We start from the raw sequence: 11,979 nt of genomic DNA, 5'->3' as shown, positions 1-11,979 counted from the left end.
CAGCTCGTTCCTGATCGCCTCGGCCTCGTCGAGGCCGTCCTGCTCCAGGGCGGACAGCCGGTCGCCGCGCAGGCACGTCTGCGGGAACCGGGCCAGCTCGTGGGCCAGCGCCTCGGCGTGCCGCCTGGCCGTACCGGTGGGCACGACGCGGTTGGCCAGGCCCATCTCGCGGGCCTCCTGGGCGCCGACCGGGCGGCCGGTGAGGATCATGTCCATCGCGCGGGAGGCGCCGACGAGCCGCGGCAGCCGTACGGTGCCGCCGTCGATGAGCGGCACGCCCCAGCGGCGGCAGAAGACTCCGAACACCGCGTCCTCCTCGGCCACCCGCAGGTCGCACCAGAGCGCCAGCTCCAGGCCGCCGGCCACCGCGTGCCCGGCGACGGCGGCGATGACCGGCTTGGACAGGCGCATCCTGGTCGGGCCCATCGGGCCGTCGCCCTCCTCGCCGACGTGGTTGTCGAGCGTCTTGAGATCGGCGCCGGCGCAGAACGTGCCGCCCTCGCCCCACAGCACCGCCACCGAGGCGTCGGACTCGTCGAACGCGCGGAACGCGTCGGTCAGCCCGTCGGCCGTCTTGCGGTCGACCGCGTTGCGGGCCTCGGGCCTGCTGATCACGACGGTCGTCACCGGTCCTCGGCGCTCGGTCCGTACGGTCATGGCCACCTCCGTGAGCCTGGTCCCACAGCATCCCCAGCGAGTGGCCGTGAATCAACCCCGGCCGATCAGGCGCTTCGCCGGAGTTTCTGTCGTTCACCACTGCTATTCATGACGCCATCACACGATATTTCGTAGAACAGGGCTATCAATGGCGTTAGTGACGTTTCGCGATGAGACGGCGGCCGGCCGGACGCTGGAGGAGTTCTCCCTCCCGGACCTGCCCGAGCGGATCTCGGCCCGCGAGCTGGTACGGCTCCGCGTCCGCGAGGAGGTGGCCCGCCACAACGCCGCCCCCTCCGCGCACTTCCGCGGCCTGGTCAAGCCGACGGACGCCGAGGCCGAGCTGAACGGCTACCGGATGCGCACCGCGCGCAGGCTCGACTGGGAGAAGCAGGCCGACGCCGCCGAGGCCGCGTTCACCCGCAACGGCTTCCTGCTGCTGGTCGGCGACCGCCAGGTCGACGACCTGGACACCGAGATCGACCTGACCACCGACCCGGTCGTGTCCTTCGTCAAGCTCGTCCCACTGGTCGGAGGCTGACATGGACGGGGACATCCTCAGCGACTCGCCCCTCAGCAACCACTACGGCTTCGTCCAACTCGCGAACGAGCACAAGGAGACCTTCGACCGGCTGGACGCCGCGTTCGCCGGTGGCGAGCTCACGGCCAAGGAGGCGGACGAGGCAGAGTTCCCGCTCCTGTGCGTCTGGGCGCAGATGCGGCTCAACCTCGGCTGGAAGGGCGGTCACGAGCACGACCAACGCCGGCTCGACGTCATCCGCGACCTGATCGACCACCTGCCGGACCTGCCCGGCCACGTCGTCACCCGGTTGTGGGCCGCGGCCAACGGCCTGATGACCTGGCGCCACACCGGCTACGCCGAGCTGTACCGGTTGCCGCTCGCCGCCACCGCCCGCCTTCCGTACCACGAGCGCCGCAACGTGCTGAACTCCATGCCCAAGTGGTTCGCCCAGTACTGGAAGCCCGCCTGGGAGGTCCTGCGCGAGCCGGTCGAGACGCTGCTGACCGAGCCGGAAACGGATGATCCCGGCGCGACGATCCGCAACATCATGTGGGAGGACGACGAGTTCGCGACCCGGATGATCTCCGATCACGCCGGCCTGCTCGCATCTCCTGAGATCCTGCCGCTGTTCCGTCACTGCACCAAGGCCACCGCTGCCAGGCCCAGCGCCGGCTGGACGAAGCGCGCCGCCGGACTGCTGACCCCGCAGGCCGCCGACCTGGTCAGAGACGTCCTCACCCGGCTCGTCGCACACCGTGAGGTGACACATCGGCATCCGACCGGCTCCGGCGAGTGGACCGAGACCGTCTTCGTGCGCGAGCGCACCGCCGTGCCGCTGCGGGGCATGGTCTGGGCCTGCGAGCTGATCGACCGGCCATGGGTGACCGCGCTGCTCGGCGACGTCGCGGTGACCACCGGCACCGGCATCGGCGGCTCGGGCGCCAACGCCCGCAGCGAGATGCTGGCCAACGCGGCGATCGGGGTGCTGGCCCGGCGCGGCGGCCTGGAGGTGGTCGCGCAACTGGCCCGGGTGCAGGCCAAGGTCCGCAAGAGGACCATCCTGTCCAAGGTCGACCGCACCCTGGAGGCGGTCGCCGCCCAGACCGGCCTGTCCCCCGAACAGCTCCTGGAGCGCACCGTCCCCACCTTCGGGCTGGACTCCGACGGCACCCGTACCCAGGACGGTCTGCGGCTGTCGCTGGACGGAACGATCACCTACGACGGCCGCAGGACGATCCCCAAGGCGGTCGACCGCGAGCTGCTGGCCGGGTTCAGGGCGACCGCCAAGGAGCTGAGGAAGGCCCTCCCCGCCGAACGCTTCCGCGTCGAACGGGCCCTGGCCACCGAGCGGGTCTGGCGCTGGCGCGACGTGTGCGAGTTCTATCTCGACCATCCGGTCACCGGTTCGTTCGGCCGCGTCCTGATCTGGGAGATCCTCCAGGGCCCGGCCGGGCTGCCGGTACGGGCCGACGGCGGATGGGAGCTGACAGATCAGGCCGGGCGCCGGATCCAGCCGCGTCCCGACACGCCCGTCCACCTGTGGCACCCCATCTCCCACACCGTGGACGAGGTCCGCGCCTGGCGCGACCACCTCATGGAGACGGGCCGGCGCCAGCCGTTCAAGCAGGCCTTCCGCGAGGTCTACCTGCTCACTCCCGCCGAGGAGCGGACCCACGACCATTCGCGCCGGTTCGCCGGCCACCTGCTCAGGTACGGCCAGGCCAAGGCGCTGCTGACCGGGCGCGGCTGGACCGGGATGTCGCTGGGGCACTGGGGCTGGGAGTACGGCTCCGACCAGGCCGACGCCACCAAGGAGCTTCCCGGCGGGCTGACCGCGCACTGGGGGTTCCACCTGGACGAGCACTCGTTCGAGCGCGACAACATCGGCACGGTATCCATCTGCGTCAGCGGCGACCTGCACTTCACCGACGACGCGGGGCGACGGGTCCCGCTGGAGGAGGTGCCGCCGCTCATCTTGTCGGAGGCGCTGCGTGACGCCGACCTGGCCGTCGGCGTCACCTCCACCGGCCTGGACCCCGAGGGCCACGGCGACTACTGGCAGTCGTACGGCTTCGGCGACCTGACCGAGACGGCCCGGATCCGCCGGGACGCCCTGACCCGGCTGCTCCCCCGCCTGGCCATCGCCGACCGGTGCTCACTGCTCGACCGGTTCCTTCGGGTACGGGGCGACCTGCGTACGTACAAGATCCACCTCGGCTCGGGCAACATCCTGATGGACCCCAACGACGCCTACCTCTGCATCGTCCCCGGCCGCTCCGCCGACCAGGTCTTCCTGCCCTTCGAGGAGGACGGCGGGATGCTGTCGATCATCCTGTCCAAGGCGTTCCTGCTGGCCGCCGACACCACCATCACCGACCCGTCCATCACCCGCCAGATCCAGCCCTGACCCGCCGAGCGGCCGACCGCGGCAGCCGCGCGGACGCCCGGACCGCACCTCAGAATGGGAACATGATCAAACGACGGCTCTATCAGGGCACGGGTCCAGGACCGATCACCCCGGACGGCTGCGCGGTCGACTACTACGCCACCCTCACCGCGAACGGCGAACCCGAGTTGATCCACGCCGCCATCGCGCCCGGAGCGAGCATCCTGGAGCTCGGCGCCGGCGCCGGCCGCGTCACCCATCCCCTGCTCGCCCTCGGCCACGAGGTCGTCGCGGTCGACGAGTCCTCCGAGATGCTCGCCCACATCACCGGCGCCGAGACCGTCACCTCCTCCATCCAGGCCCTGGTCCTGCCACGGACCTTCGACCTCGTGCTGCTGATGTCCTTCGTCATCGAGACCGCCGACGACGACCTGCGCGCCGCGTTCCTGCGCACCTGCCGCCGTCACGTCGCCGCCGACGGCTGCGTGATCCTGCAGCGCAAGCCTCCCGAGTGGTACGACACCGTCCAGCCGTTCGAACGGGCCACCGGCGACGGCCGTACCGTCCGCATGACAGATTTCAGCCGGCCCGGCCCCGGCCTGCTCGAAGCCACCACCGAATACTCCATCGGCGACCGGCACTGGACCCACACCTTCGTCAGCCGCCGCCTCGATGACGACTACCTGGAACGCGGGCTCGACCAGGCCGGCCTGACGACCTCCGAGTTCCTCGGCGGCGACCGCGGATGGGTGCGGGCCGTACCCCGCTGACACCGGCCCTGCGGCGAACGTGCCGTTCAGTACGGCGCGCCACCGTACGGCGGATCACGATCCCGGCCGCGACGCACGCAGGCGGCGACAAGCTCACGCCTCCGAATCCAGCGCGTCGCGTGCGGCCATCAGCGCGAACCCCAGCAGGTTCAGCCCCTGCCAGAGGGCCGGGGAGGCGGCGCGCTCGTCGGCGGCGGTCAGGCCGATGCCCCAGATCCGATCGCGCGGACTCGCCTCCACCAGGACCCTCCTGCGGGTCGCGAGGAGGAATTCCCGCAGGCCGGGGTGCTGGCCGAATTTGGCGAGGTTGCCACGCACCACGATGTCGAAGCGATGGGCGTTCCAGAGGGCTTCGTCGAAGTCGCGTACTGCCCGGCCGAGAGTCTTGGCCTGACCCGGGTGATCCGCCGCGAGGATCTTGGCGGCGGTGTCGCCGTCGCCGAACAGCCACGCCTTGTGGGCCATCATGTAGTGCTCAGCCGAGGCGAAGACGTGCCCGTCCTCCGTGAAGGGGACGGGCCACCACTGCGACAGGCAGCCCGGGCCGATGTTCCCGTCCCGCTCGCGCCGGTGACCCCAGAAGAACAGATAGCGCAGGATCCGGCCCGCCTGCTCGGCGGCGATCGCCTCACCCACGGTGCACGGGAGTTGCTCGGCCACGCCGACACCGTGACATAAGGCGACCCATCTTGACCAACGGGATATTTGGTCGCAAATCGTGCACGGCTGACGGCAGGGGCCGGAGCAGGTCATCCCGGCTGTCGCCGGATCGGGATGACCGCTCACTCTCAGGAGAGTTCGTACACCCGCGCGGTCACCGGGCCGCCCGGCGGGCCGGCGGGGTCCTGTCGCTTGGTCTGGACCCAAAGCCGCGTCGTACTCGGCACGGGCGCGATGTCCGTGATGTACTCGGCCGGATCGCCCTCCGGCAGGGCGAATCTGGTCCACCTGCCATCGCGTAGGTTGAGCAGGTAGGGCGAACTGGAGGCGGGACGGGCTGCGATCCACAGGCCGCCCACCGGGTCCGCTCGGACCGTGGTCAAGCCCGTCCTCACCAGGTCGAGGCGCACCTGCTTCCATCGGGCGCGGTCCCAGTGCAGCATGACCGGGCTGCCGCCGTCCGCCCACGGAGGGCCGACCGCCCACGCGTGGCCGTCCGGTCTCACGGCCAGGCTCAGCCGTTGAAGGTGAGCACGTCCGCGGCACGGCGGATGAGGAGACCCCATCGCGCACGGGTAGGGGACGTCCTTCCAGAACGCGCCGTTCCAGTGCCACGTCCTGTCCCCCTCCTGCTGGTTCACGACCCACACGTCGTCCGGGCCCGCCGCGCTGATCCCGGTCAGGATGGGGCCGGCGGGGAGCGACTGGTAACGCAGCGCGTTCTCGCTCCAGCGCAGCACGTTCGAGGCGCCGCCCTCGGGGTCGAAGCCGGTCACGAACCAGGCGTCGCCCCGGGAGGCGACGGCGATGTCGATCACTCCGTTCACCGTCACGTTCCCGGATGACCGGCGCGTCCAGCGCCCGTCGGAGAATCGCCACAGCTGGTCTGTCACGTCGTCGTACTCTCCGTGGGGGACGCTCGCGGCCGCCCAGATCGTCTCCCCGGACGGGGAGGCGCCGATTTCGAGCCCCCATGCCTTACCGAACTGCGCGGGCAGCCCGGCCCGTTTCCAGGCGGTCCCGTCCCAGCGCAGCATCGACCAGCCGAGTGCCGACCTCTTCCTGACGAACAGCGACGCTCCGCCGTCCGCCGTGGGAACCAGCCACACGGGGACGTCCCTGCCGTAGCCGTGGACGGTGTGCCTCAGGGTCCACCGGGATGCCGGCTCGGCGGCGTGACCGGCCGTTCGCCCGCCACCGTCCAGTGGCGTGTCGGCGACCAGCGCACACGCGCTCGCGATGACCAAGGCAGCGAGTACCCCCGTAGTGGTACGCATGCTGCAAATGATCACATAATGGGGAGGACCCTGGGGCCTCGATGACACCCCCAGGCTGGGCGAGAGTCTCCGCAGAGGAGGCTTCCACGCGGTGAGAAGTCTGGTTCACTCCTCCAGAAGGGCGTGGAGCCGCCCGAACTGTTCCCGCGTGGCCAGCGAGTGACCAGTGGAGATGAACGAGAGCAGCCGCAGTGCCCGAAAACCCGGCCGCCCAGGAGATTCTGACGGTCTTCGCCGACCTTGGCCGTCCCCTGCGGGCTCGCGAGCTGTGCGAGGCTCTCGACCTGCCCCTGGCGCACAACAGCATCCAAAACGTCCGCGCCAACTCAAACGCCTGGTCAGCCACGGCGTCCTCGTGGAGAACGAGCCGGGTTCGTTATAAACCCCGGTCGCGATGACCGGCCGTACGCAGAATCGCGTATCGGCGAAGGCCGCGTCCCGGGTGACGACCCGGCAGCAGTCTCAATCCCAGTATGGGCAATACCGGTTCTCGAAGGCCCGACGGTCTACCGGAATTCAAGATCAGAGCCCTGGATGTCCAGCGCTCACCGACGAAGAGGGAACACGATGTCCAAACGCTCCACCATTGCGCTCGCGATCGGAACACTGGCTGCGGCACTCACCGGCGCAGGAACCGCCGCCACCGCAACTCCCGCCTCGGCTACGGCGATCTTGCACAGTCAGGTCAGCGAAGCCGACTCCACGCCTGCTGCACCTCTGGCGACCTGCAACTACTTAGTGTGGCCGGTGCAAGGGATCAACGTCCACGCCGAAAAGGACAGAAGCTCGAGGATCCTCCAACACTTCAATCAGAACCATGTGTTCTACGGACTCAACTGCGGCAACTCGGAGGGAGGCCGATACGCAAGCTGCGGTTCGGGAATTCTCTGGAAGTCCTACGGCGTCGGCTGGCTCCCGACGAAGTGCCTGACGCGCGTCTGATCGCCGCCTGCGTCCATGCTGGGAAAGGTGCCGCTACCGGGTCGTCACCCTGGCGCGGCGTTCGCGAGTACGCGATTTCGCGTACGGGTGGTGACATGCTCCGAGCGTTAGAGTCGTGAGGGTGAGCGGTGTCTGGGCGCGGACGCAGGCCCGGTGGGCGGACGCGTGGCTGTGCTTGCCGTTCCTGGCCGTCGGCCTGATCGGTACGGAACCCGCGGCGACGTACCAGCCGGACGCGGCCCGTCCTCTGGATCCTCTGGCGTACACACTGATCGTGATCGCGGCTCTGGCGCTGGCCGGGCGGCGCCGGCCGGGCACGGCGCTGGCGGTCAACGGCGCGGCGGTGGCGGCCTATCTGGCGGCCGGCTACCCGTACGGCCCGATCCTGCTGACGGTGCCCGCCGCCATGTACGGCGTGGGGGTGGCGTGGCCGGCCGGTCGGGCCATGGCCGTCGTGGCGGCGGACGTGGGGGTGCTGGTGGTGGCCCTGTTCGCCAAGGCCGTCGCGGAGGGCGAGGACTCCGTGACCGTGCTCCCCCAGGTCGCCATCGCCCTGGTCGCGCTGGTGGCCGGGATGGTCGTGCGCATCCGGCGGGAGGCCGCCGCGGGGATGCGCACGGAGCAGGCGCGGCGAGTGGCCTCCGAGGAACGGCTGCGCATGGCGCAAGACCTGCATGACACCATCGGCCACGGGCTGGCGGCCATCGCGATGCAGGCCGGAGTGGCCCTGCACGTCCTCGACCGCGACGTGGCCGAGGCCCGCCACGCCATGGAGGCGGTGCGCGCCACCAGCCGTGAGTCGCTGGACAACCTGCGCGCGGGGCTGGAGCGGCTGCGCGGGGACGAGCCCGCGCGCCGCGGGCCGGCGCCACCCGGCCCCGGCCTGGACGGCCTGGGCGAGCTGGCCGACCGGGTACGCGCGGCCGGGGTCGAGCTGACCGTGGACGTCCAGCCGGACCTCGGCCTGGCCGGTCCGGTGGAGGCGGCGGCGTTCCGCATCGTGCGGGAGGCCCTGACGAATGTGCTGCGCCACGCCGGAGCGGCCACCACCCTGGTCCTGGTCCGCCGCGACGACGCCGACCTGCTGGTCGAGATCACCGACACGGGAGCCGGCACCGGGACGACGGCCGAGGGAGGGCTCGGCATCCGCGGCATGCGTGCCCAGGCCGAGCAGCTCGGCGGGACACTGGAGGTTGGGCCGCTTCCCGCCGGGGGTTTCTCGGTCCGGGCGCGCATACCGGTGGAGGCGAGGGCATGATCCGCGTCGTGGTCGTGGACGACCAGGCTCTGATCCGCGTCGGCGTGCGGACGCTGCTGCGCTCCGAGCCTGACACCGAGCTGGTCGGTGAGGCCGCCGACGGCTGCGCCGGGCTGGGGGTGATCCGCGAGAAGCGGCCGGATGTGGTGCTGATGGACATCAGGATGCCGGAGATGGACGGCCTGTCGGCGCTCCGGGAGATCACCGGCGATCCGGCGCTGGGGTCGGTGCGGGTGGTCATGCTGACCACGTTCGGGCTGGACGAGTACGTGTTCGAGGCGCTGCGCGACGGCGCCAGCGGGTTCGTGCTCAAGGACGCCGATCCAGAGGAGCTGTTACGCGCCGTGCGCCTGGTGGCCGGAGGCGAGTCGTTGTTGTCCCCGTCGGTCACCCGCAGTGTGATCTCCCAGTTCGCCCGGCGCGTTCCGGCCATGATCGCGCATCCGGGCGTCAAGGACCTGACCGAACGCGAACGCGAGGTGACCACCTGGGTGGCCGCCGGCCTGTCCAACGACGAGATCGCGGCCCGGCTGGTGGTCAGCACGGAGACCGTGCGCACCCACGTCAGCCGGGCGATGCTCAAGCTGAAGGCCCGTGACCGGGCGCAACTGGTGGTGTTCGCCATGCAGTCCGGTCTGGGCCCTCCGATGTGAGCGCGCATCCGCCGGTTCAGAGCTGGAGGGCTCCCGCGAGCAGCTCGTCGAAGCGCTCCAGGTCCTCGGCCGGGCGGTCGAGACCCCGCAGCGGGCCGTGGTCGGCGAGGTGGGCGTCGGCGTAGAGGCGGGCCACCAGGGCCTTGCGGCCGTCGTCGAGCCCCCAGCCCGCCTGCTCCAGCAGCAGCGCCGCCGCGTAGACGTCGGCCATGAGCTGGGCCAGCGGGAACAACCGGGCCTCGGCCACGACCGGGTCGAGTGAGGACCACACGGTGATCGCCTTGCGCAGGTCGTCGATCCGTCCTCGTACCAGGTCGGCGGTCGCGGCATCACCGGAGGGCGCCTGGTCGACCGCCGAGACCAGGCGGTCGAGGAAGGGCTCGTGGGCGTTCTCGCGGAGCATCGCCCGCCGTACATCCAGGCAGAGGATGTTGTCCCCGCCCTCCCAGATGGGGTTGACCTGGGCGTCGCGCAGCAGTCTGGCGACCGGCCACTGCTCGATATAGCCGTTGCCGCCGTGTACCTCGATCGCGTCACTGGCGGCGGTGAGGCCGAGCCGGGAGGCGCGCAGCTTGATCAGGGCGGGCGCGAGGCGCAGCCTGGGCCCGATCTGGCCGTCGAAGACCATCGCCTGGGCGGCCTCGACCTCGACGATCAGCTCGGCCAGCTTGCGGCGCATCAGCGGCTGCTCGATCAGCGGCCGGCCGAACGCCTCGCGGGCCCGGGCGTAACAGAGCGACTCGACCAGCGCGCGGCGGGCCACACCGACGCCCATCATCGCCACGCCGAGCCGGGAGGCGTTGGTGAGCTTCATCATCGTGCCGAGCCCCGAGCCGGAACCCTCGCCGGCCAGCAGGAACGCCTCCGCGCCGGCGAACTCCACCTCCGCCGAGGCGACGGAGCGGGTGCCGAGCTTGTCCTTGAGCCGCCTGATCCGCACCGCGTTGCGTGAGCCGTCGCGCCGCTCCCACAGCACCAGGAACGGGGCCACGTCGCCGCCGTCGCGGCGGGCCAGGACGACGAACGCCGACCCGTTGGCGTTCGAGGCGAACCACTTGAAACCGGACAGCCGCCAGGCGTCGCCGTCGGGGACGGCCGTCGCCTCCAGCGCGGCCAGGTCGGAGCCGCCGGTGCGCTCGGTGAACATCTGGGCGGCCTCGCCGGAGTAGAAGCCGTTGGCGAAGATCTCCCGTACCCGTGCCTTGACGTCTTCGGGCGCGTGCTTCTCGGCCAGCGACACCACCATGTCGCCACCGGTGCCGAGGGCGCAGCCCATGCCGATGTCGGCCTGGTCGAGCAGGTAGGTCCAGGCGGCGGCGAGCGCCTCGGGGTTCGCGCCGTGCGCGCGGGCCCGCTCGGCGAAGGCGGGCGAGGTGAAGTTGTCGGCCATGAGCGCCTGCCGGGCCGCGTGGAAGGAGGGGGGCATGACGACCTCGCTGACGTCCCTGCCCCAGCGGTCGTACTTCTCCAGCCGGGGCGGGTTGCGGTCGGTCTCCTCCGCGTGGCGGGCGATCGGGCCGCCCATGAGGACGCCCAGCTTCGCGAGGTGCGGCTCCGCCCAGGCGTAGCCGTCGCCGAGGTGGTGGCGCATGAGCAGACGCAGCGACGGGTCGCAGCTCCACCAGTCGCGTCCGGCGGCGCCCTGGTAGCGCTCGGTCGCGTAGCGGTCGCTGCCGTCGAACGGTTCGATGAGATAGCTCCCCATACTCGCGAGTGTTACATAGCTTCCCCATCGGCACCTCAGGGACGAAGCGCGCTCACAGGTCGACACCGAAGATGACCCGCTTGTTCCGGAACTCGGTGACGCTCCACACCTTGGCGCCGCGCACGGTCAGGTCCTCCGGCCCGATCGGGAACTGACGGGTGAGGAGCTTGCCCGCGCTGTAGACCTGCAGCCTGCCGTTGGTGGCGGCGTCCACCGCCTGGCTCAGGTACCACCTGCCGCGGTTCGAGACCGCGCCCTGGATCTTCGGATGGCCCAAGACGTGGGCATCCCTGGGCGTGCCACCGTCCAGGGGCAGATCCCACCTGGCGACGCGGCCGTTGGGGCCGGCCTCGGAGTACTCGCCGGAGATGAGCGCGTGCGGCGTCGTGCCGCGGTCGATCGACACGAACGAGAAACGCGGCCCCGGCTGCGCGACGCGCCAGGAGTCGGTCTGCGGGATCACGTAGCGATAGCCGAAGGCGTGGAACTTCCCGTTGGCGCGGCCGACCCGCTGGGGATCGCCCAGGTCGTCCTGGGCCGTGCGCAGGTCGAGCAGGCTGCGCACGTCGAACACCCGCAGTCCGCGCGTGGTGTCGGCCACGTAGAGCAGGTCGCCGTACCAGGCGACGCCCCCCGCGTGGATGTCGATCGCCTGGTACGACCCGTCCGGCCTGGCCTCGACCAGCAGCGCGTGCTGGTACTTGAGGGTGCTCGGGCTCAGGAACGTCACCCTGATCCCGCGCTCCGGCACCGGTGGCCGGGGCCTGAAGTACCAGCTGACCACGAACACCGGCACCTTCGCGGTCCCCGAGTCCTCGCCGCAGGTGAGCCCCTGGGGATACCAGTCGGCGGTGTTCTGGTCGGCGCTGTCGAAGGCGTACCAGACGTCCGGCCTGGGCTGCATCCTGCCCAGCGCCGCCGCGCCCCCCTTGCGCACCGCGGTCCGGTTGCCCCGCGCCAGCACCGTCTCGACCGTGACACGGCCGAGCTCCTTGGCCAGCTTGGCCGCACCCTCGGCCAGGGTGCCGGTCTCTCGCCGTAACACGAAGGGGGAACTGTCGGTCGGAACCATCCCCGTAGCCGCCATACATTCCTCGCTATTCCGTCTCTTTGACAGTGTGACGGACGAAGAGCGGCCATAGTTGTAA

11 protein-coding genes are annotated in these 11,979 nt (G+C 70.8%); 6 read left to right on the top strand and 5 right to left on the bottom strand.

The genetic code is table 11. The annotated features are described in order from the left end of the window. A partial coding sequence (locus AC5L3X_RS29215) for a crotonase/enoyl-CoA hydratase family protein (protein ID WP_494861175.1) occupies positions 1-657 on the bottom strand: 657 nt, incomplete at its 3' end. 148 nt (positions 658-805) lie between these two features. Between AC5L3X_RS29215 and AC5L3X_RS29210 the strand changes: the two genes are divergently transcribed. The 3 genes from AC5L3X_RS29210 to AC5L3X_RS29200 all read left to right on the top strand — a co-directional run bounded on the left by AC5L3X_RS29210 (position 806) and on the right by AC5L3X_RS29200 (position 4,336). Beyond that, positions 806-1,198, top strand: coding sequence for a hypothetical protein (locus tag AC5L3X_RS29210; protein WP_189127068.1), 393 nt, complete (start codon positions 806-808; stop codon positions 1,196-1,198). Position 1,199: 1 nt separating this feature from the next. After that, entirely contained in the window at positions 1,200-3,587 is a 2,388-nt protein-coding gene (locus AC5L3X_RS29205) for a DUF4132 domain-containing protein (RefSeq protein ID WP_494861173.1), read from the top strand. A 62-nt stretch (positions 3,588-3,649) separates the two neighbouring features. Further along, positions 3,650-4,336 (top strand): class I SAM-dependent methyltransferase, encoded by a 687-nt coding sequence (locus AC5L3X_RS29200; protein WP_494861172.1) that lies wholly within the window; start codon positions 3,650-3,652, stop codon positions 4,334-4,336. A 93-nt stretch (positions 4,337-4,429) separates the two neighbouring features. Here AC5L3X_RS29200 and ybiA read toward each other — a convergent pair whose 3' ends face one another. Together ybiA and AC5L3X_RS29190 are read right to left on the bottom strand one after the other, a co-directional pair. Continuing rightward, positions 4,430-4,996 carry a riboflavin biosynthesis intermediates N-glycosidase gene (ybiA, locus tag AC5L3X_RS29195; protein ID WP_494861170.1) on the bottom strand — a complete coding sequence of 189 codons (567 nt, stop codon included), beginning with the start codon at positions 4,994-4,996 and terminating at the stop codon, positions 4,430-4,432. Positions 4,997-5,124: 128 nt separating this feature from the next. Next, positions 5,125-6,273: a hypothetical protein gene (locus AC5L3X_RS29190; RefSeq protein ID WP_494861169.1), complete on the bottom strand. Its 1,149-nt coding sequence runs from the start codon at positions 6,271-6,273 to the stop codon at positions 5,125-5,127. A 567-nt stretch (positions 6,274-6,840) separates the two neighbouring features. On the opposite strand from AC5L3X_RS29190, the gene AC5L3X_RS29185 reads away from it, so the two are divergent. The 3 genes from AC5L3X_RS29185 to AC5L3X_RS29175 all read left to right on the top strand — a co-directional run bounded on the left by AC5L3X_RS29185 (position 6,841) and on the right by AC5L3X_RS29175 (position 9,126). Then, entirely contained in the window at positions 6,841-7,215 is a 375-nt protein-coding gene (locus AC5L3X_RS29185; RefSeq protein WP_494861168.1) for a hypothetical protein, read from the top strand. A gap of 121 nt (positions 7,216-7,336) precedes the next feature. Then, positions 7,337-8,473, top strand: a complete 1,137-nt coding sequence (locus AC5L3X_RS29180; protein ID WP_494861167.1) for a sensor histidine kinase — start codon at positions 7,337-7,339, stop codon at positions 8,471-8,473. Next, positions 8,470-9,126: a response regulator gene (locus tag AC5L3X_RS29175; RefSeq protein WP_494861166.1), complete on the top strand. Its 657-nt coding sequence runs from the start codon at positions 8,470-8,472 to the stop codon at positions 9,124-9,126. Before AC5L3X_RS29180 ends, AC5L3X_RS29175 begins: the two co-directional genes overlap by 4 nt. Positions 9,127-9,142: 16 nt before the next feature. Here the strand turns inward: AC5L3X_RS29175 and AC5L3X_RS29170 are convergent, their stop codons facing one another. Continuing rightward, positions 9,143-10,831 (bottom strand): acyl-CoA dehydrogenase family protein, encoded by a 1,689-nt coding sequence (locus tag AC5L3X_RS29170; RefSeq protein ID WP_494861165.1) that lies wholly within the window; start codon positions 10,829-10,831, stop codon positions 9,143-9,145. A 52-nt stretch (positions 10,832-10,883) separates the two neighbouring features. Next, the gene (locus AC5L3X_RS29165; RefSeq protein WP_494861164.1) at positions 10,884-11,876 is read right to left on the bottom strand and encodes a hypothetical protein; all 993 of its coding nucleotides are present in this window, start codon (positions 11,874-11,876) and stop codon (positions 10,884-10,886) included. Between the last annotated feature and the right edge of the window lie 103 nt (positions 11,877-11,979).

Source organism: Nonomuraea sp. CX421 (assembly GCF_059358955.1).
Note: the sequence above shows the minus strand (reverse complement) of the source record. Positions and strands in the feature narration are given on the sequence as shown.